The sequence below is a fragment of the Curtobacterium pusillum genome, from assembly GCF_007673235.1.
Classification (GTDB): Bacteria; Actinomycetota; Actinomycetes; order Actinomycetales; family Microbacteriaceae; genus Curtobacterium; species Curtobacterium pusillum_C.
Genome location: NZ_VDZH01000002.1, coordinates 171,141 through 195,181 on the forward strand (window position 1 = coordinate 171,141; position 24,041 = coordinate 195,181).

Annotated in this window: 22 protein-coding genes; 6 read left to right on the plus strand and 16 right to left on the minus strand. The window is 71.5% G+C overall.

The window, feature by feature from the left end; all coding sequences use genetic code 11:
• The first annotated feature begins 118 nt into the window (after nt 1-118).
• Entirely contained in the window at nt 119-859 is a 741-nt protein-coding gene (locus FS532_RS05470; protein WP_260852577.1) for an esterase/lipase family protein, read from the plus strand.
• A 235-nt stretch (nt 860-1,094) separates the two neighbouring features.
• Here the strand turns inward: FS532_RS05470 and FS532_RS05475 are convergent, their stop codons facing one another.
• Genes FS532_RS05475 through FS532_RS05490 form a run of 4 tightly spaced genes read right to left on the minus strand, consistent with a single transcriptional unit; the run spans nt 1,095 to nt 5,506 of the window.
• The gene (locus FS532_RS05475) at nt 1,095-1,481 is read right to left on the minus strand and encodes a VOC family protein (protein WP_260852578.1); all 387 of its coding nucleotides are present in this window, start codon (nt 1,479-1,481) and stop codon (nt 1,095-1,097) included.
• Between the two features lie 53 nt (nt 1,482-1,534).
• A complete protein-coding gene (locus tag FS532_RS05480) occupies nt 1,535-2,542 on the minus strand; it encodes a LacI family DNA-binding transcriptional regulator (RefSeq protein ID WP_144751165.1) in 1,008 nt (335 codons plus the stop codon).
• Between the two features lie 24 nt (nt 2,543-2,566).
• Complete coding sequence (locus FS532_RS05485; RefSeq protein ID WP_144751166.1) at nt 2,567-3,298, minus strand: class I SAM-dependent methyltransferase; 732 nt, start codon at nt 3,296-3,298, stop codon at nt 2,567-2,569.
• A 42-nt stretch (nt 3,299-3,340) separates the two neighbouring features.
• On the minus strand, nt 3,341-5,506 hold the full coding sequence (locus tag FS532_RS05490) for an acyltransferase family protein (RefSeq protein ID WP_186321926.1): 2,166 nt from the start codon (nt 5,504-5,506) through the stop codon (nt 3,341-3,343).
• 284 nt (nt 5,507-5,790) lie between these two features.
• On the opposite strand from FS532_RS05490, the gene FS532_RS05495 reads away from it, so the two are divergent.
• From FS532_RS05495 to FS532_RS05505, 3 genes are read left to right on the plus strand one after another with little or no spacing between them, the layout of a single operon-like run.
• Nucleotides 5,791-6,780: an ABC transporter permease gene (locus tag FS532_RS05495; RefSeq protein ID WP_260852579.1), complete on the plus strand. Its 990-nt coding sequence runs from the start codon at nt 5,791-5,793 to the stop codon at nt 6,778-6,780.
• The gene (locus FS532_RS05500; protein WP_097180167.1) at nt 6,777-7,703 is read left to right on the plus strand and encodes a carbohydrate ABC transporter permease; all 927 of its coding nucleotides are present in this window, start codon (nt 6,777-6,779) and stop codon (nt 7,701-7,703) included. Before FS532_RS05495 ends, FS532_RS05500 begins: the two co-directional genes overlap by 4 nt.
• Before the next feature lie 2 nt (nt 7,704-7,705).
• Complete coding sequence (locus FS532_RS05505) at nt 7,706-9,325, plus strand: hypothetical protein (RefSeq protein WP_144751168.1); 1,620 nt, start codon at nt 7,706-7,708, stop codon at nt 9,323-9,325.
• An 81-nt stretch (nt 9,326-9,406) separates the two neighbouring features.
• On the opposite strand, the gene FS532_RS05510 is transcribed toward FS532_RS05505, so the two are convergent.
• The 4 genes from FS532_RS05510 to FS532_RS05525 form a co-directional block, all read right to left on the minus strand.
• Nucleotides 9,407-9,880, minus strand: a complete 474-nt coding sequence (locus tag FS532_RS05510) for a nucleoside deaminase (protein ID WP_144751169.1) — start codon at nt 9,878-9,880, stop codon at nt 9,407-9,409.
• A 132-nt stretch (nt 9,881-10,012) separates the two neighbouring features.
• Nucleotides 10,013-10,531 (minus strand): GNAT family N-acetyltransferase, encoded by a 519-nt coding sequence (locus FS532_RS05515; protein WP_260852580.1) that lies wholly within the window; start codon nt 10,529-10,531, stop codon nt 10,013-10,015.
• A complete protein-coding gene (locus FS532_RS05520; protein ID WP_144751170.1) occupies nt 10,528-11,184 on the minus strand; it encodes a CatA-like O-acetyltransferase in 657 nt (218 codons plus the stop codon). Before FS532_RS05520 ends, FS532_RS05515 begins: the two co-directional genes overlap by 4 nt.
• Nucleotides 11,181-11,864: a maleylpyruvate isomerase family mycothiol-dependent enzyme gene (locus FS532_RS05525; protein WP_144751171.1), complete on the minus strand. Its 684-nt coding sequence runs from the start codon at nt 11,862-11,864 to the stop codon at nt 11,181-11,183. The genes FS532_RS05520 and FS532_RS05525 overlap by 4 nt, the downstream gene beginning before the upstream one ends.
• A 41-nt stretch (nt 11,865-11,905) precedes the next feature.
• Here FS532_RS05525 and FS532_RS05530 point away from each other — a divergent pair, with 41 nt between their 5' ends.
• The gene (locus FS532_RS05530) at nt 11,906-12,448 is read left to right on the plus strand and encodes a YbaK/EbsC family protein (protein WP_144751172.1); all 543 of its coding nucleotides are present in this window, start codon (nt 11,906-11,908) and stop codon (nt 12,446-12,448) included.
• Nucleotides 12,445-12,795 carry a hypothetical protein gene (locus tag FS532_RS05535; protein WP_144751173.1) on the plus strand — a complete coding sequence of 117 codons (351 nt, stop codon included), beginning with the start codon at nt 12,445-12,447 and terminating at the stop codon, nt 12,793-12,795. The genes FS532_RS05530 and FS532_RS05535 overlap by 4 nt, the downstream gene beginning before the upstream one ends.
• Here FS532_RS05535 and FS532_RS05540 read toward each other — a convergent pair.
• The 8 genes from FS532_RS05540 to FS532_RS05575 all read right to left on the minus strand — a co-directional run bounded on the left by FS532_RS05540 (nt 12,761) and on the right by FS532_RS05575 (nt 24,036).
• Nucleotides 12,761-13,381, minus strand: a complete 621-nt coding sequence (locus tag FS532_RS05540; protein WP_144751174.1) for an HAD family hydrolase — start codon at nt 13,379-13,381, stop codon at nt 12,761-12,763. The genes FS532_RS05535 and FS532_RS05540 overlap by 35 nt on opposite strands.
• A gap of 15 nt (nt 13,382-13,396) precedes the next feature.
• Nucleotides 13,397-13,765 carry a VOC family protein gene (locus tag FS532_RS05545; protein WP_186321927.1) on the minus strand — a complete coding sequence of 123 codons (369 nt, stop codon included), beginning with the start codon at nt 13,763-13,765 and terminating at the stop codon, nt 13,397-13,399.
• 19 nt (nt 13,766-13,784) lie between these two features.
• Nucleotides 13,785-17,648: an ATP-dependent RNA helicase HrpA gene (gene hrpA / locus FS532_RS05550; protein ID WP_144751177.1), complete on the minus strand. Its 3,864-nt coding sequence runs from the start codon at nt 17,646-17,648 to the stop codon at nt 13,785-13,787.
• Nucleotides 17,649-17,682: 34 nt separating this feature from the next.
• Nucleotides 17,683-19,515 (minus strand): thioredoxin domain-containing protein, encoded by a 1,833-nt coding sequence (locus FS532_RS05555; RefSeq protein WP_144751179.1) that lies wholly within the window; start codon nt 19,513-19,515, stop codon nt 17,683-17,685.
• Nucleotides 19,512-20,042: an ATPase gene (locus tag FS532_RS05560; RefSeq protein WP_144751181.1), complete on the minus strand. Its 531-nt coding sequence runs from the start codon at nt 20,040-20,042 to the stop codon at nt 19,512-19,514. The genes FS532_RS05555 and FS532_RS05560 overlap by 4 nt, the downstream gene beginning before the upstream one ends.
• A 4-nt stretch (nt 20,043-20,046) precedes the next feature.
• Entirely contained in the window at nt 20,047-21,114 is a 1,068-nt protein-coding gene (locus FS532_RS05565) for an NAD-dependent epimerase/dehydratase family protein (RefSeq protein WP_144751183.1), read from the minus strand.
• A gap of 45 nt (nt 21,115-21,159) precedes the next feature.
• Nucleotides 21,160-22,026, minus strand: a complete 867-nt coding sequence (locus tag FS532_RS05570) for a sulfurtransferase (protein ID WP_144751185.1) — start codon at nt 22,024-22,026, stop codon at nt 21,160-21,162.
• A 468-nt stretch (nt 22,027-22,494) separates the two neighbouring features.
• Nucleotides 22,495-24,036: an MFS transporter gene (locus tag FS532_RS05575; protein WP_079236916.1), complete on the minus strand. Its 1,542-nt coding sequence runs from the start codon at nt 24,034-24,036 to the stop codon at nt 22,495-22,497.
• Nucleotides 24,037-24,041: the final 5 nt, after the last annotated feature.

Consider the following 24,041-nt stretch of genomic DNA (forward strand, 5'->3'; position numbering starts at 1 on the left):
CACCGGTTCCTTGTGTGCGGCCGATGACCGGGCTGACGCGTCTCTGTGCACTGCGCCGACGGTCCGCCAGGCGTGCCGCGTAGCCTCGGGTCGTGCGTGTGACGGCGGAGGGCCAGCGATGACCGAGGCGACCACGTCCGGACCCGGGCCGACGCGCACGGACCGCACCGCGCCTCCCGTCCGGATCTCGCTGGTGCGTCGCGGATGGTGGGCCGCACTCGACTGGTGGTACGCGATCCGGTGGCAGCTGCGGAGCTTCGGGCCGACCACGGCCGACGACTACCGGACCGGCGACGGACAGCCCGTCGTCGTGGTCCCCGGTGTCTACGAGACCTGGCACTTCATGCGGCCGCTGATGGAGGCGCTGCACGACCGCGGCCACCCGGTGCACGTGCTCTCGGTGCTCCGGCACAACCTGCGCCCCGTGCCGGAGTCGGCGCGGGCGGTGCTCGCGTACCTGGAGTGCCACGACCTGAGCGACGTCCTGCTCGTGACGCACAGCAAGGGCGGACTCATCGGCAAGTACGCGATGACGCGACTCGACGACCACGGGAGGATCGACCGGATGGTGGCGGTGTCGACCCCCTTCGGAGGCTCGGGGTACGCGCGGCTCGCGCCGGTCCGACACCTCCGGGCGTTCCGGTCCGGCGACCCGGTGCTCGCCGGCCTCGCGCGGGAGCTCGACGCCAACGCGCGGATCACGTCGGTGTACGGGGTGTTCGACACGCTCATCCCGGAGGGGAGTGCGCTCGCCGGGGCCACGAACGTGCGGGTGCCCGTCGGCGGCCACTTCCGGATCCTCGGCGATCCCAGGACCACGGCCGCCGTGCTGCGGGCGGCGGGGGACCTGCCGGGCTGACGGGCGGGCGGTCGGGCGCGGGCGCGGGCGCGGGTGCGGGACGGGGCGGGCTGCAGTGTGCGAGGTTCCGCGCACCGTGCGGGCCGGCGAACCTCGCACCGTGTCCGGAACCTCGCACCGACGACGCCGGACGACGCCGGACGACGCCGGACGACGCCGGACGCCGCCGGACGTCGCCGGACGTCGCCGGACGCCATCGGGCTCGCACGGTCCGAGGTGCGCCGGGCGGGCGGGATCAGGCGCCGGGCAGGAACAGGCAGAACGGGTGGCCGTCCGGGTCGAGCAGCACCCGGACGTCGTCCTGCGGCTGGAACTCGGCCTGCCGGGCTCCGAGCCCTTCGGCGCGGGCGACCGCCGCCGGCAGGTCCTCGACCTGGAAGTCGAGGTGCAGCTGCATGCCCGGAGCGTCCTCGGTCCCGGGCCAGGTCGGTGCCACGTAGGCGGGTTCGTACTGCACGGAGAGGCCCGGTCCGTCCGCGGGGCGGATGCGGGCCCAGGTCGGGTCGTCCTCGTGGACGGTCCAACCCGTGAGTGCGCCGTAGAACCGGGCGAGCGCGAGCGGCTCGGGGGACTGCAGGACGGTGGCGGCGAGCGTCGGCATCGACGGGTCAGCAGCGGTCATGCGCGGGAGCGTACGCCGAGCCGGGCCGCGGCGGTGCCCTGGACGAGCAGGACTCAGCGGTCGGCGACGCTCGCGCGCTCGACGATCCGGTGCGGGATGACGACCGTCTCGGGGGCGGCGTCGCGCTCGGCGATCCGCCGGGTGAGCAGGTCGAGGGCGGCCGTCGCGAAGGCCCGTCGGTCGAACGACACCGTGCTGAGTGCCGGGATCGCGTAGGCGGCGCCGTCCACGTCGTCGAACCCGATGACGCTCACCTGCTCGGGCACCCGGACGCCCCGGGCGGCGAGGACGTGGAGCACCCCGAACGCGATCGAGTCGGTGAAGGCGAAGACCGCGTCGGGCAGCGGGTGCTCGTCGAGCCACGCCGCGAACGCCTCCGCCGCGGAACTGGTGGTCCACGAGGGCAGCGGGACGCGGAGTGCCGGATCGGACTCGATGCCCGCGGCCGACAGTGCGGCGAGGTACCCGCGCTCCCGGAGCTCGCTCGTGGCCGTCGCTGCCGTGGCCCGCGCCGCGCCGACGATCGCGATCCGACGGTGCCCTCGGGACAGCAGGTAGGCCGTGACCTGCTCGGCCGCCGCGCGACTGTCCACGTGCACCTGGTCGACGTGCTCGGGTTCGACCTCGCCGATCACGACCGTCGGCGGGAGCCCCTCGGTCGAGGCCAGAACGCTCGCGCTGAGCGACACCGGGTTCAGGATGAGTCCGTCGACGAGGTGCGCCCGCGCGCGGGAGACCAGGTCACGCTCGCGGGTCGGCTCGTTGCCGGTCTGGTCGAGCTGCACGGTCCACCCGCGCTCGCGGGCGAGTTCCACGAACCACTGCGCGAGTTCGGCCGAGTAGGCGCTGGCCATCTCCGGCAGGGTCAGCGCGATCGCGCCGGAGCGGCCGTTGCGCAGCCCGCGGGCGGACAGGTTCGGCACGTAGTCGAGCTCGGCGAGGGCCTGCTCCACGCGCTCCCGTGTCTCCGGGCGCACCACGACGCCGCCGTTGATGACGTTGGAGACGGTCTTCGGCGACACCCCGGCGAGGGCGGCCACGTCCCGCACGGTTGCGCGCATCGGGTCGAGCGTAGCGGTGTCGGGTCAGGGTCGGACGTACTTGTGCACGTACGTCGTGTACTCGACGGGGACGGTCGGTCGCCCGGTGGTCTCCGGGTCCTCGTCGAGCAGTCGCTGCACGGCGTCGAGCAGCGCGGTCCGCTCCGACTCGGGTCGGACGATGACGTAGCTCCGCGAGGCGACCATGTCGAGGAACGCCGAGCGGTCCTGCTCGTGGACCCAGGAGAACTGCTCGTACTCGCCCTCGCCGAACGGGGCGCCCACGACGGGTGCGCCGTAGTCCATCACCCGGGACTCGGGCTGCTTCATGAGCGCTCCGAGTCTTGCGGACCAGGGCTTCGTCTCGTCGCGGACGTTCCAGACCAGCCCGAACACACCGCCGGGTCGAAGGACCCGGGCCACCTCGGCGGCACCTCGTACCGGGTCGACCCAGTGCCACGCCTGGGCGAACGTCACACCGTCGGCGACGCCGTCCCCGAGCGGGATCGACTCGCCCGTCCCGTCGAGTGCCCGGACGTCCGGCAGCGCGGTCTGCAGCCGCGAACGCATGGCCGCGTCCGGTTCGACGGCGACGACCTCCTCCGCGTGGTCGACCAGCGTGCGGGTGAACTTCCCGGTCCCCGCGCCGACGTCGGCGACGAGCCGGGCCCCGCCCGGGAAGAGCCAGCCGGCGACTGCCGACGGGTAGCCGGGGCGACCGTGCTCGTAGGCGTCGGCTGCCGCTCCGAACAACTGTGCGTGCTGCTCGAAGGTCATGCCCCCAGCATGCCGCACGGCCGCCCGAGGGCTGCGAACCGGTCAGCCGGTCGTGGCCGCCTCGACGGCCGCCGCGACCTCGGGCTCGAGGAACGGCGCCATCGACCGCGAGTACGTCTGCGTGACGTGCTGCAGCTGCCGGTACACGACCACGCCGCCGATCACCGCCGGGCACGTGCCGTCGGCGCAGAACATCGCGGTCGAGTCGATGAGCCGGACACCCGGCGTGGTCCTCGCCGCCTGCGCCACCGGGTCGTCGAGGAGTCCGGCCGCCTCGCTGAAGTCGCAGTCGGCGCCGTCGCCGGACTGCTCGACGCAGCTCGGGACGTCGGGCACGCCGCCGATGCTCGGGTCGGGGTTGTCGCGCAGCGCGACGACCGCGGACCCGGCCTGCTGCAGCTGCTCCCACGCCGAGGTGTACCCGGCTGCCGCCTTGTCGCGGATCGCCGGTGTGAGGTCGTCGGCGTGCCGGACCATGCCGCTGGGCCACGGGGTCCGGGACATCGCCGCGACGAACACGACGTCGTACCGCTCCTGCCGCAGCTTCTCGAGCGTGTCCGCCTTCCACTCGTTGCACGCCGCGGCGATGGACGCACGGGTCAGCGGGCAGCCGGAGTGCAGGTAGGTCGTCAGGCTCCAGTGGTGCGCCTTCGCGATGAGCTGCAGTGCGGGGACGTAGTTCGAGGCGTGCGAGTCGCCGACGACGGCCAGCCGGACGGTGCCGTCGGGATCGCCGACCTCGCACCCCTTCACGGTGGTGTCGGTGCCCGCGATCTGGCAGCCGGCGCCGGCCTGGTCGGCGAAGTCGTCGGACGCGGCCTGGACCGGACTCGGCGCGATGTCGTCCGGGTCGACCTGTGGGCAGTCGGCACCGTCCTGCATCGCAGCGGCGCCGTGGCAGGCGGGGACGGTGAGGGTGCCGTCGGCGGCGATGGTCACGCCGACGGTGGCGCTCGCCGCGGCCTCCTCCCGCGCAGCCGAGCCGTACATGCCGGCGGCCGGCAGGGCGACCACGAGCATGCCCGCGACGGCGAGCACCAGGACGCCGCGGTGGCGCGGACGGGGAGCACGCATCCGCTCCGTGGAGAAGGCGATCACGGGGAGCTCGACGAGGCGACGGGAGAAGTGCGCGAGCACGAGGGCGATCGCGAGCACGAGGCCCTTCGCCCAGAGCGGCGTCGCCACGCCGCTGGCGAGCCCGATGACGAAGGGCATCACGATGAGCAGCGGCCAGTGCCAGAGGTAGAGCGAGTACGACACGTCGCCGAGCCACTGCACCGGCCGGAGCCGGTACAGGAACGCCGGTCCCCAGCGGGCGTCGGGCATCGCACCGGCGATCACGAGCGCGGCACCGGTGATCGGCAGGAGCGCGGTCCACCCGGGGAACGGCGTCGAGGCGTCGAACGTCAGGACCGTCGCCGCGATGACCGCGAGCCCGGCCCAGCTCATCGTCGCGGCGAGGGCGTCGGGGATCCGGACCCGCTGCAGCCCGAGCCAGAGCAGCCCGCCCGCGGCGAACTCCCACGCGCGGGTCGTCGTGGTGAAGTACGCCGCCGAGGACACGCCGGTGAACCAGATCGAGTACGCGAGCGAGAGCACGAACACGGCGCCGAGCGCGATGGCGATGGCCGGGGCGAGCGAGACCCCGCTGCGCCGGCGACGACGGTAGCGGAGGTACGCGCAGAACCAGAGCACGAGCGGCCACAGGGCGTAGAACTGCTCCTCGGTGGACAGCGACCAGAAGTGCTGCACGATGCTCGAGTCGGACGCCAGCGCCGAGTAGTCCACGGAGTTGGCGGCGAGCGCCCAGTTCTCGACGTACAGCGCGCTCGCGATGATCTGCTCGGTGAAGTCCTTCCACAGCGTCCGGGGGACGAACACCGCGGTGAGTACGACCGTCACCAGGAGGGTCGCCAGCGAGGCGGGCAACAACCGCCACGCACGTCGCGCGTAGAACACGCGGAAGCTGAACCGGCCGGTGGCGAGCGGCTTCGCGATGTGCGCCGTGATGAGGAACCCGGAGATCACGAAGAAGACGTCGACGCCGACGTAGCCGCCGGGCAGGACACCGGGGAACAGGTGGTAGAGCACGACCGCGGCGATCGCGACCGCGCGGACGGCCTGGATCTCGAGGCGCAGGTGCTTCGTCGAGGCCGCGGTGCCGGGGTGCCGTGTCGTCCGTCCGGCCCGGTGGCGGGCAGCGGGCACGTGGTGACGAGGCACCTGTGGCGCGACGGTCACGAAAAGTCCCCCCTGCTGCGCGATGCGCGGCTGCGGCGCGCGCTTGGAATCTACCGCGTCGCGAGGCGACGACACGAATCCTGGAGGCGCGGGGCGGGCCCGCCACGTGCCTCCAGTCCGGTGATCGGTCGCCGACGTGATCCCGACGACGATGGACCGTTACAACGATGGAAAATTGTGGCAACGGGTTGCCGCAACATTGCCACCGACGCGAGGGTCGCTCCAGGAATCCAACGGAGGAGGCCCCACGAGTGACGAAGCTCGACGTCCGCGCGACGACCACAGCGCACACCGCACCACCGCCCGATCCCGGGCTCCGCCGCCGCAGCACGTGGCAGCGGATCCGGCGCGACCGGGTATTGCTCCTCATGGGCCTCCCGGGCGTCGCGCTGCTGCTCGCGTTCCACTACCTGCCGCTGCTCGGCAACCTCATCGCGTTCCAGGAGTACCTGCCGTTCGTGCCGCTCGGCCGCAGCCCGTGGGTCGGCGTGGAGAACTTCGCGGTGATCTTCAACGGAGACCCCGAGTTCCTCCGAGCGCTCGGCAACACGCTGCTCATCACCCTCGTGCAGGTCGTCTTCGTGTTCCCGGCGCCGATCATCCTCGCGCTCATGCTCAACTCGCTGCTCTCCGAGCGGATCAAGCAGGTCGTGCAGTCGGTCCTCTACCTGCCGCACTTCCTGTCGTGGGTGATCGTCGTCGCGGTCTTCCAGCAGATCCTCGGCGGATCCGGGCTCGTCAACAACGCCATCCGTGCGGCCGGCGGCGACGCCATCGACTTCCTCGGCAACCCGAACGGCTTCATCGCCCTGCTCACCAGCCAGGTGATCTGGAAGGACACCGGCTGGGCGACGATCCTGTTCCTCGCGGTCCTCAGCTCGATCGACGCCAGCCTGTACGAGGCGGCGAAGATGGACGGCGCCTCCCGCTGGCGGCAGCTCTGGCACGTCACCCTGCCGGGCATGCGCGGGATCATCATCCTGCTGCTCATCCTCCGGCTCGGTGACTCCCTGACCGTCGGGTTCGAGCAGATCCTCCTCCAGCAGCAGGCCGTCGGTCGTGCCGCGAGCGAGGTCCTCGACACCTACGTCTACAACAACGGCGTGCTCGGCGGGCAGTGGGGCGTCGCCGCCGCGGTCGGCCTCGTCAAGGGCGTCGTCGGCGTCCTGCTCGTCCTCGGCGCCAACAAGCTCGCGCACGTCTTCGGCGAAGCGGGCGTCTACCAGAAGGAGTCGAAGTGACCGCCACGCACACCGTCACCGTGCCCGGTCCGCGGAAGCGGAAGCGCGGGGGACCGGACGCTCCGCCGCTGCCCGGGCGGCTGCTGACCGGGTTCGTCCTGCTCGTGATCTGCCTCGTCGTGATCCTGCCGTTCGTCGGCATCGTGTCGACCAGCCTCGCGCCCGTCGCCCAGGTGAACGACGCCGGCGGGTTCGTGATGTGGCCGAAGGGGGTCGACCTCGGTGCGTACGAGAGCATCTTCGCCGGCGGTGTCGTCACCCGCGCCATGCTCGTCAGCATCGGCATCACGGTCGTCGGCACACTCATCAGCCTGTTCGTGAGCGCGATGCTCGCCTACGCCCTGAGCCGGCCGGGGTCCTACGGCTCCGGGTTCGTGCTGAGCCTGGTGCTCGTCAGCCTGCTGTTCGCACCCGGACTCATCCCGAACTACCTCGTCGTGAAGCAGTTCGGCCTGCTCGACTCCTACTGGGCGCTGATCCTGCCGACGGCCCTCAGCGCGTTCAACGTCATCGTCATGCGGTCGTTCTTCATGGCGATCCCGAAGGAGCTTCTCGAGTCCGCGCGCATCGACGGCGCCGGGGACTTCGCCGTGTTCTGGCGGATCGTGCTCCCGCTGTCGAAGGCCGTGCTCGCGGTGATCGGCCTGTTCTACGCGGTCGGCTACTGGAACGCGTTCTTCAACGCCCTGCTCTACATCAACGACACCGCGAAGTGGCCCCTGCAGCTCGTGCTCCGGACGTACGTCATCAACAACGCGCAGCTCGGTGGTGCCGACCTCGGCACGTCCTCCGACGCGCTGCCCCCGCAGGCGTCGATCCAGATGGCGATCCTCGTCGTCTCGATCGTGCCGATCCTCATCGTCTACCCGTTCCTGCAGCGGCACTTCGCCAAGGGTGTCCTGACCGGCGCGGTGAAGGGCTGACCATGACCTCCTCGTTCAGTCGCCGCACGCTCATCGCGGGCGGGATCGGCATCGCGGCCACCAGTCTGTTGGCCAGCTGCTCCACCGTGACCCGCTCGACCGACGTGAAGGCGATCAACAAGGCCGTGCAGCTGCCGGACTACGCGCCGTGGACCGGCGGACCGGAACCGGTGCTGCCGAAGACCAGCCCGCTGATGCCGAGCGCGTTCCGGAAGATCCCGGCGACCCTCGTGCCGACGAAGGGCAAGCCCGGCGACGGGTCCACCGTGCACGGCAGCGTCCCCACGAACTCGCCCGTCCCGCCGTCGAAGGGCAGCAACCCGTACTGGCAGGGGCTCGACGAGCGGATGGGGATCGACCTCGACCTGACGATCACCCCGAACGCGGACTTCGGGAACAAGTTCGCCACGCAGGTCGCCGGCGACACCCTCGGCGACGTGTTCACCATCAACCAGGCGTTCTCGTACCTGCCGCAGTTCCTCGAGGCGAAGGCCGCCGACCTCAGCCCGTACCTGTCCGGCAGCGGCGTCCGCGACTACCCGTACCTGGCGAACCTGCCCACCGCGTCGTGGCGCGGGACGGTCTTCTCGGGCGGCATCTACGGCGTCCCGGTGCCGCGCGGGCCGCTGACCTCGCAGGCGCTGCACCGACGCCAGGACGTCTTCGAGCAGCTCGGCGTCGACCCGTCGTTCTCGAGCGTCGACGAGTTCGTGCAGCTCTGCCGGCAGGTCTCCGACCCGCACGCGAACCGCTGGGCCCTCGCCTCGGTGCCGACGAACATCCTCGGGCCGATGCTCGGGTTGCCAAACCAGTGGCAGCAGCAGGGCGGGCGGCTCACCCACATGTACGAGCTCGAGGAGTACCAGGAGCTCCTCGACGTCTCCCGCCGGCTCATCGCCGAGGACCTCGTCCACCCGGACAGCATCACCGCCTACAACGGCAAGGTCTGGTTCGTGCAGGGCTCCGCGCTCATGCTGTCCGACACCTACAGCGCGATCCCCGGACTCCTGCAGCAGGCGACGCCCGGCTCCGGGTTCGAGCTGACCATCGCCCCGTTCGTCGGGCCGTCGGGCGCCACCGCGAAGCCCTGGTTGGGCGACCCGAACAACACGATCACATCGGTCGCGGCAGGCTCGGAGTCCCGCGTGCGGATGCTCCTCGAGGTCCTGAACTGGTGCGCGTCACCGTTCGGCACCGAGGCCTGGACCTACCGCAAGTTCGGCATCGAGGGCCGCGACTTCGAGTACCGCGACGGAGCTCCCGTGCTGACGAAGACGGGGAACAGCGAGACGGGCCTCGGCGAGTTCCCGCTGCAGTACTTCACCGAGTGCCCGCTGCCGCTCTACTACGCGGGCAACCCGACGATGACGGACACCGTCTACGAGTCGCTCGCCTCGTGGCTGGACAGCGGTCTGCCGAACCCCGTCTACGGCCTGTACTCGCCGACGAACTCGACGAAGGGACCGGCGATCGGCACGTTCGCGACGAACGCGATCAACGACGTGCTGCTCGGGCGGGCGAAGGTGTCGTCCTGGAAGGCGACGGTGCGTGACTGGCGCCGCCGGGGCGGCGACGCCGTCCGGCGCGAGTACGAGCAGGCGCTGGAGGCGCGCGCCTCCTGACCGCGAGGTGCGCGCCATCGGACTGGAGGCACGGTGCGGGACCGCCCCGCGCCTCCAGTCCGATGGCGGTCCCGACGATCGTCAGCCCGCGTGTCGGGCCGTCCACTCCCGGAACGGAGCGGTGGGGTCGTCGACGTGCCCCTGTTCGGCGCGCAACGCGCGCTCCTCGACGGGCTTGGCGTACTCGTCGTAGAACGTGGCGAGGGTCATCAGGCGGTTGCCGTCCTCGTAGTGCTCGCCCTCCTGCTCCCGGGTCGCCGCGTAGACCACACGGCCCGGCTGCGCGTAGTACAGCGCACCGAGGCACATCGGGCACGGGTAGGCGGTGACGAAGACGTCGTACTCGCCGAGGTCGGTGATGCCCTGCTCCGCCGCGGCCCGGATCGCGCGGATCTCGGCGTGTGCCGTCGGGTCGCCCGTCTGTGCGACGTGGTTCACCGCCTCGACGACGACCTCGCCGTCCCGGACGATGAGGCAGGCGAAGGGCTTGCCGCCGTCCGCCACGTTGTCGAGGGCACTGCTGACGGCTCGTTCGGTGAGTTCGGTGTCGTTCATCGATCCAGCCTGCTCGCGCCGACTTCCGGACCGGTGGGCGACCGGGGGACGAGGCACGTGGAAGGACCGTACGTTCTGTTTCGCGATTGACCGTTCCGGTTCACGCGTCCCGCGATCCGTGCACCGGGACGGTCAATCGCGCGGCGGAACCGGTGGTCCCGGCGCGCGCGCCATGCGGATCTCGCGCACGCCGTCCTCGACCTGCTCGACCCCGTCCGCCACGAACCCGCGCTTCCGGTAGAACGCCTGCGCCCGTGGGTTCGGGTCGGCCACCCACAGCACAGCGGGCTCCGCCGGCGAGATCACCGCATCGAGCAGGGCACTGCCCGCTCCGGAACCGTGGTGCCCGTCGAGCAGGTACAGGACGTACAGGTGCAGGACCCCGGGTTCGGCGTTCGCGACCGGCCCGGACATCGCGATCCCGACCACCTCGCCGTCCTGCTCCGCCACCGCGATCCGGTTCGCGGCGAAGCGTTCGTCGGTCAGCGCCGTCGTCCAGAACCCTTCGCGTCGGGCCACGAACCCCGGGTCGTCCAGCATCGCGTCCGGCATCAGCCCGCGGTACGTCGACCGCCACGAGGCGACGTGCACCTGTGCCATCGCCGCCGCGTCGCTCGGGACGGCCGGTCGGACCGTGATCTCTCCGCTCACCTCCGGACCCAACCCGCCTCGGCGAACACGGTCTGGAGCTCGTCGACGAGCCTCGACCCGTGGAACCCGTCGGCGACCGCGTGGTTCATCTGCACGACGAGGGGCATGACCGTGCGCCCCTCCACGAACCGGTACCGACCGATCGTGAAGATCGGTAGGAGGTGGTCCCAGCCGTCCCGCACGTGCAACGCGAACCCGGTGAAGGACGTCCCCGGCAGCGTCGAGATGTCGAACACGTTCCTGGGGCGGTCCTCCTGCGGGAACATCCGGTGGTCGTCCCGGTACCGCTCGATCGTCGCGACGGCGGCAGCGTGGAACCGGGCGGGGTCCTCGTCGTACGGGACGACCAGGACGGAGAACGTCTCGGTGTCGGGGTGGAACACCGTGAACATCGGGTGCACCACGTCCCAGACCGCGGGCGACCCGTCGTCGAGCAGCTGCATCCGGAACTCGGCGTGCCGGTTCACCACGCTCGCGATCGCCCAGATCTGCGACGCGTAGGTCCGCCGGTCCGTCGCGCGCACGGTCTCGGCGAAGTCGGTGACGTCGAGCTCGACGGTCATCTCCCACGTGCACGGCACCCGGTCGCGGTAGTGCTCGAAGTGCTCGCGGCGTGGCCAGTGCTCGATGTCGAGGGGGCGAAGTTGCGTCATGGCACCAGTTTGGTCCCGAGCGCGCGGTCGAGTGCTCCGCGATCGCCTTCCACCGTGAGGTGCACCATTTCGGGTGTCCGCCGTCCCCACAGGACGAGGAGCAGGTCCCCAGCACGTCCCGTGACGCGGACGGCGGGCTCGCCACCGCAGAGCACGGCTTCGCCGGGCGCGTCGGTGAACGCGAAGACGACCGGTTCCGTCAGCGGCTCGACGCGGCCCAGCCGCACCTGTCGCGGGTACAGGTCGTCCACCACCTCACGGACGCCGTCGGTCGCCAGCTCTGCCTGGAGGCGCGGATCGCCTCCCAGCGCCCGCTGCGCGTCCCACAGGTGGATCGCCGTCTCGTGCGCCTGCCGCCGCGCCCAGGTCGCGGCGGTGTCGGGTGGGTAGATCGCCATGCACGCGGTGTCCGCCGTTCGTGTGCGGAGTGCACCGATCAACTCGTCGGCGCCGGCACGGAAGCGGTCTGCCAAGTCGGCATGCGCGAGCGGCTCCTGCTCCTCGCCGGTCAGCTGTCCGAGGGCCCAGCGGTGCACGTCCGTCAGGTGCTCGCCGAGGTCCACGACGGTCCAGCCGGGGCACGATGGCACGGGAGCAGTGCGGTCGCCGGTCCGGAGCGCGGCGTCGAACCGGTCGGCCGCGTCCGCGAGCGCGGTGAGGTGTCCGTCGTACGTCGACATGTCCTCAGCATGGTGGCGGGGTGCTCCCTAGGCTGGACGGCATGCCGACGCTCGAACGGGTTCCCGCCCTGACCGCCCCCGAACTGCTGGCCGCTCCCGTGGCATCGGCGCTGGCCGAGCTGCCCCCGGACCTGTCCGACCGGATCGAGGCCGCACCGATCGACCCGGAGCTGGCCGACACCGCGGCCTTCTCGGATGCCTACGGCTTCCCGCTCGACGGCGGCGCGAACTGCATCGTCGTCGCGGGCAAGCGCGGGGAGGACGTCCGCTTCGCCGCGTGTGTGGTGCTCGCGTCCACGAAGCTCGACGTCAACCGCACGGTGAAGAAGCTCCTCGACGTCCGGAAGGCCAGCTTCGCGCCGATGGACCAGGCCGTGGAACTCACCGGCATGGAGTACGGCGGGATCACTCCGATCGGTCTGCCAGCTGCGTGGCCGGTGTACGTCGACTCGCGCGTGCTGGGCGCCCCCGACGCGGTCATCGGCGCCGGACGCCGCGCCGCGAAGTTGTTCCTGCCGGGCTCGGTGCTGGGCGCGCTGCCGCACGTGCAGGTCGTCGAGGGCCTGGCCGTAGCGGTCGCGTGAGCGAGTACGACCGGACCACCGGTGTCGGTACCGGCGTCGCGATCGCGGTCCTGCTGCCGGGCACGCTGGTGGTGTGCTGGTTGATCGACCTGGTCGTGTACATCCGCGCCGAGGTCGGGCAGGGCGACGACCGGCTCAGTGACGGCGCCACGCTCGGCTGGTACCTCGGAGCAGCCGCTCTGCCCGTGCTCGTCTCCGCCTTGGTCCTGGTCGTGCAGCTCGCCATCCGTCGGTACGACGAGCACTACTCGATCGTGGGGACGATCGCCGCGCTCGTGGTGCTCGCGATCGCCGTGCTGACGAACGGCCAGCTCATCGGATCCCACGTCCTGTCGATGCTTCGGTGACGGGGCGCACCCCTGCGGCACCGAGTGCCGTTCGGAGCGCTGCGACGCTCGTGTAGTGGTGGACGGTCATCCCGAGTTCGACCGCCCCGGCGAGTTTCGCTGCAGAGTCGTCGGTGAAGAACACCTCCGGACCCTCGAGGCCGAGCGCGTCGAGCACGTGGCGGAACGCCCGGACATCGGGCTTCGTGAACCCGATCGCGTGCGAACTGAACACCGCGTCGACGCGGTCGGGCAACCCGAACGACGCGACCTCGCCCGGGACACCGTCTGTGCCGTTCGTGAGCACGGCGGTCGTGTACCCGGCGGCGCGGAGCTCGTCGACGAGTTCGAGCACGGCGTCGTCGGGCGTGAACGGTTGCCGTCCCCAGGCCTCGGCCGCCGCCGGCGCGGCGAGGTGTTCGCCGATCGCACGGACCCACTCGGCGCGGGTGATCCGGCCGGTGGTCACGTCGTCGATCACAGGCGGGGAGAACGCGAACGCCTCGATCGCCCCGGGGGTCAGGGCGTGTTCACGTTCGATCCTCGCGACGTGCTCCGGGTGGAAGTGCCGGATCACCCCGTCCAGGTCGAACAGGACCGCACGGATCTCCGTCGCCGCGGGTCAGTCGTTCGGGCGGATCAGGCAGAACGGGTGCCCGGCGGGGTCGAGGTAGACCCGGAAGGTGTCCGTCCCCGAACCGGTCGCCGTCGCGCCGATCGCCAGGACCGCGGTCTCGCCGGCGTCGAGGTCGTCGACCTTCACGTCGAGGTGGCTCTGCTGGGGGACGTCCTGCCCGGGCCACTCCGGTGCGCGGTACTCCGCCACCTGCTGGAAGGCGAGGATCGGCCGGTGGTCGGTGAAGGGCAGTGCGATCTCGGCCCAGTCCTCGTCGAACGCGACGATCTCGCCGCCGAGCAGTTCCACGTAGAAGCGGGCGATGGCGCGCGGGTCCGGGCAGTCCAGGACGACGACGTCGAGTGTGCCGATCATGGCCGACACGCTAGACCGATCAGCGCGCGGCCGTCAGGGCCTTCGTGATCCGCTGCAACGACACCGTCTCGGCGGTCCCCAGTTCCTGCGCGAAGAGACTGAGGCGGAACTCCTCGAGCATCCACCGCGCGTGCACGAGCTCCGGGTGCGCACCGACGGCCGGGGGGAACTGCCCGCCCGCGTCGACGTAGCGATCGGTCGCGACGGTGACCTCGCGCATCCACGTGGCGTCGCGCCCGGGGTTCTGCAGGAGCTTCTGCACGCGGGCGTCCACCCCCTGCAGGTACACCCGGATGCGCCGGAGCCGGTCGAGCCCCGCCACCGAGACGAACCCGGGGAACACCAGTCGCTCCATCTGCTGGCGCATGTCGGTCAGTGCGGCCAGCAGCGACATCGAGTTCGCCTGCTTGAGGGACCGTTCCGCTGCCCGGTGTGCGGCGAGGACCGCGGCGACCTCGGACACGGCCGTGAACATCGTGTCCACCACCGAGGCGGAGACGGTGTCGCGGACGGCCTCGAACGCCGACTTCGTGAAGACGAGTCCGTCAGGGTGCGCCCGGCGGATCCCGGCGTCGACGACCGCCGCCAGCACGTCGTCGAAGAGCGCCGCCGTCGACGGGTACGGGCTGGCAGCGAGTGCGAGCTTCTCCTGCGCGGTGAGGTGCGACTGGATGTACGACACGGGCGACGGCACGGCGTGCATGACGAGCCGGCGGACGCCCGCGGGCATCCGGACTGCACGGTCGGACGGGGTCGCGAGCAACTGGACACCGACGGTCGCCTTCGGCCCGGTGCCCTCTTCCACGAGCGCCGGGTAGGCGCGGATGACGCCGCCGGCTTGCTTGGTGTCGAGCGTCTCCGGCAGGTCCGTGTCGGGCCAGGCGGTCAATCCGGACCGTTCCACCTGCTGACCGCTACCGGCGGACGCGACGCGAGCCGCGCCTCCAGGCCGCTTGGCAGCCCGCTCCGTGGCGGAGGCGACGCTCTGCTGGGTCCGGTCCTTGAGCTTCGTCTGCAGGACCGACAGGTCCTTGCCGGCCTCGACCCGGCGCCCCCGTTCGTCGACGACCGCCCACGTGGGCAGCAGGTGCGACGGGACGCGGGCGAGGTCGAAGTCGGACTCGGTGACGGGCACGTAGGTCAGCCGCTGGATCGCCTTGGCGAGCGTGGCTCGGAACGACTCGGTGGGCTCGGTCGGGGCGTCGTCGGGCAGCTCGGCGACGATCTTCTCCGCCCAGTCGGCAGCGGGCACGACGTTCTTGCGGATCTGCTTCGGCAACGACTTGATGAGGGCGGTGACGAGCTCCTTCCGGAGACCGCGCACCTGCCAGTCGAAACCCTCCTCGCGCATGCGGGGGAGCAGCGCCAGGGGGACCTGCACGCTCACGCCGTCGTCCTGCGCGCCCGGCTCGAACCGGTACTTGATGGCGAGGCGCTGGTCGCCGCTCCGCCACTGGGTCGGGTACTCCACGTCATCTTCCGCCACCGACGCGGCGTCTTCTGCCAGGAGGTCCGACCTGCGCATCGTGAGCAGGTCCGGTTGGTCGCGCCTCGCCTTCCGCCACCACCCCTCGAAGTCGCGGGTCGTGGCGACGTCCGCGGGGATGCGGGCGTCGTAGAACTCGACGATGCGCTCGTCGTCGAACAGGATGTCGCGGCGGCGGGTGCGTTCCTCGAGCTGCTCGAGGTCCTTGCGCAGGCGACGGTTGTCGCGGTCGAACTGCTGCTGCGAGTCCCACTCGCCCTCGACCAGGGCGTGCCGGATGAAGAGCTCGCGGGAGTGCTCCGGGTCGATGCGCGTGTACTGCACGCGGCGCCGCTGGACGATCGGGACGCCGAACAGGGTGACCCGCTCGTAGGCGACGGCCGCGCCCTGCTTCTTCTCCCAGTGCGGTTCACCGTGGGTGCGCTTGAGGAGGTCGCCGGCGAGCGGCTCGACCCAGGCGGGGTCGATCCGCCCGACCGTGCGGGCGAACAGCCGGCTGGTCTCGACGAGCTCGGCGGCCATCACGGCGTCGGGCTGCTTCTTCGCCAGGACGCTGCCCGGGAACACGACGAACCGGGTGTTCCGGGACCCGAGGTAGTCGCGCTTCTCCTTGTCGCGCAGCCCGATCTGGCTGAGGAGCCCGGCGAGGAGCGACCGGTGCACGGCGTCGCCGTCGTCGGAGCGGGACTGCCCGACCCGGACGTCGACCTGCTTCGCGGCGCGGGACAGCTGCCGGTACAGGTCCTGCCACTCGCGGATGCGGAGGTAGTTGAGGAACTCGGCCTTGCACAGGCGGCGGAAGGCACTCGACGACAGCTCGTCCTGCTTGTCCTCGATGTGGTTCCAGAGGTTGAGCAGCGTCAGGAAGTCGCTCGTCGGGTCGGCGAACCGGGCGTGCAGTTGATCGGCGTGCGCCCGCTTCTCGAGGGGACGTTCGCGGGGGTCCTGGATGCTCAGGGCACTGACGACGGCGATGACCTCGCGACCGACGCCCTGTCGTCCGGCCTCGAGGACCATCCGGCCGAGTCGCGGGTCGATCGGGAGTCGGGTGAGCTGCTTGCCGGTCTTCGTGATCCGGCCGTCGGTGTCGACGGCGCGGAGTTCCCGGAGCAGGTCGAGGCCGTCCTTCACGCCGCGGGAGTCCGGCGGCTGCAGGAACGGGAACGACTCGATGTCCCCGAAGCCGAGGGAGATCATCTGCAGGATCACCGCGGCGAGGTTCGTGCGGAGGATCTCCGGGTCGGTGAACTCGGGACGTCGCTCGAAGTCGTCCTCGGAGTAGAGCCGGATCGCGATGCCGGCACTCGTGCGGCCCGCTCGACCCGAACGCTGGTTGGCGGACGCCTGCGAGACCGCTTCGATCGGCAGGCGCTGCACCTTGGCGCGCGGCGAGTACCGGGAGATGCGCGCGGTCCCGACGTCGATGACGTACTTGATGCCGGGGACGGTCAGCGACGTCTCGGCGACGTTCGTGGCGAGCACCACGCGGCGACGGATGCCCGGGGTGTGCCGACGCTCGAAGACCCGGTGCTGGTCGGCTGCGGACAGGCGTCCGTACAGGGGGAGGACCTCGGTGCCCGGGTAGCGCTTGCCCTCGATGGCGTCCTGCGCGTCGCGGATCTCGTTCTCGCCGGACAGGAACACGAGCACGTCGCCCGGGTCCTCCCGCGAGAGCTCGTCGAGCGCGTCGGTGATGCCCTGCATGGTGTCGCGGTCGTCGGGGGACCCGCCGCGGCCGCTGTCGTCCGTCCGCGGGTCGGTGTCGTCGGTCCCGTTCGTCTCGTCGCCGTCGTCAGCGGCGTCCGCCACCAGCGGCCGGTACCGGATCTCCACCGGGTACGTGCGGCCGGAGACCTCGATGATCGGGGCGTCGCCGAAGTGCTTCGAGAACGACTCCGGGTCGATGGTCGCACTCGTGATGATGAGCTTGAGGTCGGGGCGTCGGACGAGCAGCCGCTTGAGGTACCCGAGCAGGAAGTCGATCGTCAGGGAGCGCTCGTGCGCCTCGTCGATGATGATCGTGTCGTACCGCTTCAGGTCGCGGTCGAAGTGGATCTCGTTGAGCAGGATGCCGTCGGTCATCACCTTGACGCGGGTGTCCGAGCTCACTCGATCGGTGAAGCGCACCTGGTAGCCGACGAGTCCGCCGAGTTCGCCGCCGAGCTCCTCGGACACGCGTTCGGCGATGGTCCGTGCGGCGATGCGTCGGGGCTGGGTGTGGCCGATGTGCTCGCGCCCGAGTTCGAGGCAGATCTTCGGCAGCTGCGTCGTCTTGCCCGACCCGGTCGCGCCGGCGACGATGACCACCTGGCTGTCCCGGATGGCAGCCGCGATGTCGTCCCGCCGCTGCGACACCGGCAGTTCGGGCGGGTACGTGATGACGGGCGTGGTCGACATGAGCATTCCAGCCTACAGCCGCGGGCGGCGCCGGTCAGGCCAGTTGCGTGAAGAGCTCATCGCCGGTCCGCGCGGGGAGCGCGCACACCCGGTCGTGACAGACGTAGCCGGCGGGGTCGAGGGTGTCCCGGCCCTCGAACAGTTCGAACCCGGCCTCGGTCCAAGCCACCGCCTGGTCGGGCGTCACGAGCGCGAGCACCGTCCCCGGTCGACGAGCGTCGCGCGCCGTCGTCCGGAGCGGGTCGGTCGGATCGGACGCCACGACGACGACCTCGCGCGACGGCCGCTGCAGCGCGAGCGCGACACCGAGGGCGTCCGCGTGCCCGAGCGGCTGCTCGGTGCCGGTGGCGGCACGGTCCGCGACGAGCCGCGCGGCGGCCGCCCGGTACGTCGCATCGCCGGTGAGCGCGGCGAGGACCGCTGCCGCCGCCGCGAGTGCGACGGTGCCCGATCGCATCGCCGTCTGCGGCTGCTCGCCCGTCGCCGTACCGGCAGCGGCCAGTACCGGGTCGACCACGAAGCGTCCGGCCAGGCCGTCGTCGACGAGCCCACGTGCGGCCACCGCGTACGACACCTCGCCCGTCACGAGCGCGAGTTCGAGCAGCCCCTCGGCGAGGAGTCCGACGTCCTCGATGGTCGGCGGCGCGCTCGACACCCCACGCGGAGTGCTCGAGCGGACCGTGACGTGGCCGTCTTCGAGGTGCGTGGCCAGCAGTGCATCGGCGGCTCCGCGGGCGAGCGCGACCATCTCGTCGTCCGCGTGCCGTGCGCCCGCGATCGCGAGGCCTCGGATGGCAAGGCCGTTCCAACCGGTGAGCACCTGGTCGTCGAGCGGCGGCGGGTCGAGTCGCCCGCGTTCGTCGAGTGGCAGCCGGTACCACTCGCCCTCGACGCGCTGGCCGTCGATCGTCGACTCGCTGTCCTGCGCGGCGACGAACGCGCCGTCCGGTCGTCGGAGGGTGTCCCGCAGGAAGTCCGCGATGCCCCGCGCCTGTTCGGCGCCCGCGACGGCGAGCAGGCCGCCGTTGTCGTAGAGCATGCGCTCGTAGTGCGGCACGCTCCAGTCCCGCTTGGTCGCGTACCGGAAGACGCCGCCGTCGGCGTCGGTCAGCTCGCTGGTGCGGATCGCGCGCAGGGAGCGGTCGAGCAGGCCGTCCGCCTGGTCGTCGCCGTCGGCCGCGGCGTCGGACAGGAACTCCAGCAGGGGCGCGCTCGGGAACTTCGGTGCGCCGCCGAAACCACCGTAGGTGGTGTCCTCCCCACGCGAGAGCAGGTCGGTGACGGCCCGGATGCTGTCGACTGCCGGGAGGCGCGGCTCGGCCCCGCCTCCGTCGGCACCCGAGCGGGCGGTCGCGTCCGCCTCGGCGCCCTGCCGGATCGCCGTCGCGATCGCACTCGCGTTCGCGTCCACCTCGTGCCGTCGCTCGGTCCACGCGTCGACGACCGCCGCGAGGATCTGCCGGAACGACGGCACCTGCCCGACCGGCGTGGGCGGGAAGTACGTGCCCGCGAAGAACACGTGCCCGTCCGGCGTGAGGAACGTCGTCAGCGGCCAGCCGAGCTGCTGCGTGAAGGCGCTCGCCGCGGCCATCAGGCTGGCGTCCACGTCCGGACGTTCCTCGCGGTCGACCTTGACCGCGACGACGTCCCGGCGGAGCAGCGCGCCGACCTCGGGGTCGGAGAAGCTCTCGCGTGCCATGACGTGACACCAGTGGCACGTGGCGTAGCCCACCGAGACCATCACGGGCACGCCCCGGTCCCGGGCCTCGGTGAAGGCCTCCGGTCCCCACTCACGCCAGTCCACCGGGTTCCCCGCGTGCTGACGGAGGTACGGGCTGACGGCGGAGCCGAGGCGGTTGTCGGTCATGCGTCCAGCCAACCCGTGAGCGACGCGAGCCGCACGGCCACCTCGGGCGGGGCGAGGGAGTCCGTGTCCACCCGGGTGACGGCGTCCCGGGCAGCCGCGTCGAGCCTCCCGGCCGTCCGCGTGCTGTGCGCCAGCTGCGCCTCGGGCAGGTGACCACCCGATCGACGGCGCAGGCGGTCCGCCGTCGCCTGGTCCCCGGCGCGGAGCAGGACCGCGGTCACGACGGGGTCGTCGCCCATCGCAGCGGCCAGCGCGTCCTGTTCGAGCACCGCCACCGTGTTCGTGTAGACCAGCCGGTGGTAGCCGAGCTCGCGGTACGCGGACCACATCGCTGCGAGGTTGCGCTCGGCGAGGTGCGCCTCGGGGAACTCGACGTGCGGTGCCGGGTGGGCGAGGTCGAGCAGGTCGCCCTCGATCACGGCGTGCCGGACGTCGGCGGCGACGAGGAGGTCGTGCAGGGCCTCGGCAGCGGTCGACTTGCCCACACCGGACCGGCCCCCGATGAACAGGACCTCGGAGCGGGGCACTGCGTCAGTTCCCGCTCAGGGAGAGCAGTGCGAGGGCGGCGTCCTCGGGGCCGTAGTCGAACAGGCGCTCCCAGAACGGGTCCGCGGCCCACGGGACGTCGCCGTCCGCGGGGGTCGCGTGCGCCGTCTCGACGAGCCAGTCGAGCTCCGGTCGGACCGCGGTGGCGAACGTCGGCGGCTCCCACCCGAGGGTCCGTGCGGCCGAGGTGTCGAGGACGAACGGCGTCGGCGACGACCAGGGTGTGGTGCCCACGAAGGCCGGGGCGTCGGCGTCGAGCAGGACCTCGTCGAACGCGTGGTCCATGTGTCCGGCGATCGTGCGGACGATCTCGAGCACGCTCGGTGCCGCGTCGTCGGCGACGTTGAGGATGCGGCGGTCCGGGGCGTCGGCGACGAGCCGGACCAGGGAGGCGATGCCGCTCGCCGCCGTCGTGTGGTCGACCCCGCGACCGTGGTCGGCGAGCAGGATGCGCTCCCGGCCGTCCAGCGCACGTCGGACGACGAACCACTCGCGGGGTCGGCCGATGCCCGGTCCGTACACCTTCGACGGTCGGAGCACCGTGACCGGGGCGCCGTGGTCGAGGAGGACCTGCTCGGCGGCGACCTTCGCGGCACCGTAGCCGTCGCGGCTCGTCGGGTCGCCGTCAGCCGCGGCCACCGTCGGCTGCAGCTCGGTCACGGCACCGCCGAACACCGGCTTCTCGGTGGAGTTCGCGTGGCGTCCCTGCTCGTCGACGTACACGGCCTTCGACGACACGAACACGGTGGAGCCGACGTCGTCGAGGAACGGCCGGAGCTGGAGGGCGTCGTCGCGGGTCAGCCCGACGGTGTCGACGAGCAGGTCCGCGCCGGGGCGGAGCAGCTCGCGGAGCACCGTGGTGTCGCGGCGGTCACCGGGGACGAACGTCGCGCCGGCCGCCGTCAGTGCGTCGGCGGTGGCGCTGCCGTGCCGGGCCACGACGTCGACCTGCCAGTCGTCGCGCCCGCGGCCGGAGGCGTCGAGGAGCTCACGCGCGACGGCCGAACCGATCCCGCCGGTACCGCCGAGGACGACCGCGCGTCTGGTGCTCATGCGTCAACGGTAGTCCGCGGGGCGCTCCGCTCTTCGGCGCGTTGGTCAGGACGCGATCGCCTCCGGCTCGCGTCGCCACCAGTCCAGCAGGGAGCCGTCGTAGACCCGGACCTTCTCGTGACCGAGCACCGTGAGCGCGAGGGCGTCCACGCACGCGGCGCTGCCCACGCCGCAGTACGTCACGATCTCCTCCGAGTCGAGCACCTCGGCGAACGCCCGCTCGAGTGCCGCACCGCGCAGGTACGCGTTCGTGTCCGGATCGACGATCGTGTCGACGGCGATCGGGGTGCTGCCCGGGACGATCGGCGGGTGGTCCTCGCCGAGGGCGGACTCCGGCGCCGCGAACACCAGGGACGCGGGCTGCTCACCCGAGACCGCTCGAAGGACGCGTGCGTGGTCGGCCCACAGCGGACGCTCCTCACCCGCGCGGAACGCCGTGCCCGCGTCCGGGGTCGGGGAGGGGACTACTCGGAGGGCGCCGACCCGGACCGGACGGCCCTCGTCGCGCCACTTCGTGAAGCCGCCGTCGAGGACCGCGACGGAGTCGAAGCCGAACGACCGGAAGATCCACCACAGGCGTGCCGACCACTCGCCGACGTTGTCGTCGTAGACCACCACGGTCGAGGTGTTCGTCACGCCGAGCTCCTGCGCCGCGGCCTCGAACTGTTCGGCGCCGGGGCGGGTGAAGGGCACGTCGGTGTCGTGCGTGGAGAACGCCTCGACCAGGTCGGCGTACCGCGCACCGGGGACGTGCCCGCGCTGTTCGTAGGAGTCCTTCGCGGTGTGCCACATCGTCGCGAGACCGGTCCCCACCGTGTGCACGGAGGCGTCGAGCACGACGAGCTCGTCAGCACCGAGGTGGTCTGCGAGCCACTGCGTCGACACGAGCGGCGAGGTCAGGACGGGGGCCATGGCGCACACGGTAATCGAGACCCCTGACGTGTGCGAGGGAAACCGACACACTGCGCAACCGGTGGGGGGTCTGGCGAAGGAGATTCGGGGCGGGGGTGTGGTGCGGCGGTGGGGGCGGCGGCGCGGCGGGCGGTGCGGGCGGCGCGGCGGGCGGCGGGCGGTGCGGACTCGGAACGACATCGCGGTCGTCGTACGACATCGGTCCTGTCGCAGCCGCGCGCCGGCAACAACCCGCGCGTGCACCGAACGACGAAGCCGTTGTCGTACGACATCGACTTCGTCGTTCCGAGTCCGCACCGGGGCAGGCGTGGCGGCGCGGCCCCGGGTCTGCCCCGGTTCGCGCGCGACATCCGACACCACGCGAGTCGATCGACAGGTCCGATGTCGAAACACGCGTGCTTCCCGGACCTCGCGCACGCAGAACGGCCCGCCCCGGAATCCAGGGCGGGCCGTTCTGCGTACAGTGCGTCAGTGCGCGGCGGTCGGGATGCTCCCGGTCGTCGCAGCGCTGGCGTGTGCGAGCTTGTCGAGCCGCACCGACTGGCGGTTGATGAGGAGCCCGCCGGCGAGGGCGACCAGGACGAGCACGCCCGCCGAGATGCCGAACGCCACGTGGTAGCCGTCGAGGACCGCCTGTGCCTGCTGGAGCTTCGTCGGCGCCGCGGACAGCCCGGTGAGGCTGTTCTTAACGACGTCCGCGAAGATCGTCGACAGGAGGGCGGTGCCGATCGAGCCACCGATCTGCTGCATCGTGTTCACCGTCGCCGAGGCCACGCCGGCATCCGCACGGGCGACCCCCGTCGTCGCGGTGTTCATCGCGGACGAGAAGATCGTGCCCATACCGAGGCCGATGACGATCAGCGCCGGCAGGACGGTACCTGCGTAGGAGCTGTCGAGGTCCGTGCGGAGGAGCAGCAGCAGACCGATCGCGGCGACGAGGCCACCGGCGAAGATGAGGACCTTCGGGCCGACGCGGGGCAGCAGACGACCACCGATCTGCGTCGCCGAGATCATGATCGACAGCGGCATCGGCAGGAACGCGAGACCCGTCTGCAGCGAGCTGAACCCGAGGGTCTGCTCGAGGTAGTAGGTCAGGAACAGGAAGATGCCGAACATGCCGATCGCGACGAGGCCGATCGCGATGAACGAGCCACCGCGGTCACGGTCGAGGACGACGCGCAGGGGCAGCAGCGGGTGCGCGACACGCGTCTCGATGAACACGAACGCGGCGATGAGCACCACGCCTGCGGCCAGCATCACGATCGTGAGCGGGGAGTCCCAGCCGTTCGTCTCGGCGTTCGAGAAGCCGTAGACGACACCGACCAGACCAGCGGTGATCGTGATGACACCGGCGACGTCGATGCGTGGACGCTCGACCTTCGGCGGCTTCGCCATGAACACGAGGGCGCCGATCACGCCGAGGACGGCGAAGACGACGTTGACGTAGAGGCACCAGCGCCACGACGCGTACTCGGTGAGGACGCCGCCGAGGAGCAGGCCGATGGCCGCACCGGAGCCGGCGATCGAGCCGAAGATGCCGAACGCGCGACCGCGTTCCTTGGGGTCACGGAACGTCGTGGTCAGCATGCCGAGCGCGGACGGGGCGAGCAGCGCGCCGAACACACCCTGCAGCGCACGGGCGGCGACGAGCAGCCCGAAGGAGTCCGCCAGGCCGCCGAGGACCGACGCGACCGCGAAGCCGACGAGCCCGATGATGAAGGTGTTCTTGCGACCGAAGAGGTCACCGAGTCGCCCGCCGAGGAGCAGGAGCGAACCGAACGCGAGCGAGTACGCGGTGACGATCCACTGGCGCTGGTCGGTGCCGAACCCGAGGTCCGCTTGGGCCGAGGGGAGGGCGATGTTCACGATGGTGGCGTCGAGCACCACCATGAGCTGGGCGAGGGCGATGACCGCCAGGGCGATCCAGCGGTGGTTGGCCTTGGCGGGCGCGGAGCCCGAAGTCGTGGGTGCGGCCCCGGTGGGGGTCGGCACGGTCTGTTCTGCCGTCACGGCAG

Coding starts and splice junctions, on each gene's coding strand:
- FS532_RS05545 (WP_186321927.1), bottom strand. CDS start 13,765: ATGATCGGCACACTCGACGTCGTCGTCCTGGACTGCCCGGACCCGCGC.
- FS532_RS05470 (WP_260852577.1), top strand. CDS start 119: ATGACCGAGGCGACCACGTCCGGACCCGGGCCGACGCGCACGGACCGC.
- FS532_RS05485 (WP_144751166.1), bottom strand. CDS start 3,298: ATGACCTTCGAGCAGCACGCACAGTTGTTCGGAGCGGCAGCCGACGCC.
- FS532_RS05570 (WP_144751185.1), bottom strand. CDS start 22,026: ATGGCCCCCGTCCTGACCTCGCCGCTCGTGTCGACGCAGTGGCTCGCA.
- FS532_RS05565 (WP_144751183.1), bottom strand. CDS start 21,114: ATGAGCACCAGACGCGCGGTCGTCCTCGGCGGTACCGGCGGGATCGGT.
- FS532_RS05520 (WP_144751170.1), bottom strand. CDS start 11,184: ATGACGCAACTTCGCCCCCTCGACATCGAGCACTGGCCACGCCGCGAG.
- FS532_RS05475 (WP_260852578.1), bottom strand. CDS start 1,481: ATGACCGCTGCTGACCCGTCGATGCCGACGCTCGCCGCCACCGTCCTG.
- FS532_RS05505 (WP_144751168.1), top strand. CDS start 7,706: ATGACCTCCTCGTTCAGTCGCCGCACGCTCATCGCGGGCGGGATCGGC.
- FS532_RS05480 (WP_144751165.1), bottom strand. CDS start 2,542: ATGCGCGCAACCGTGCGGGACGTGGCCGCCCTCGCCGGGGTGTCGCCG.
- FS532_RS05510 (WP_144751169.1), bottom strand. CDS start 9,880: ATGAACGACACCGAACTCACCGAACGAGCCGTCAGCAGTGCCCTCGAC.
- hrpA (WP_144751177.1), bottom strand. CDS start 17,648: ATGTCGACCACGCCCGTCATCACGTACCCGCCCGAACTGCCGGTGTCG.
- FS532_RS05530 (WP_144751172.1), top strand. CDS start 11,906: ATGCCGACGCTCGAACGGGTTCCCGCCCTGACCGCCCCCGAACTGCTG.
- FS532_RS05525 (WP_144751171.1), bottom strand. CDS start 11,864: ATGTCGACGTACGACGGACACCTCACCGCGCTCGCGGACGCGGCCGAC.
- FS532_RS05555 (WP_144751179.1), bottom strand. CDS start 19,515: ATGACCGACAACCGCCTCGGCTCCGCCGTCAGCCCGTACCTCCGTCAG.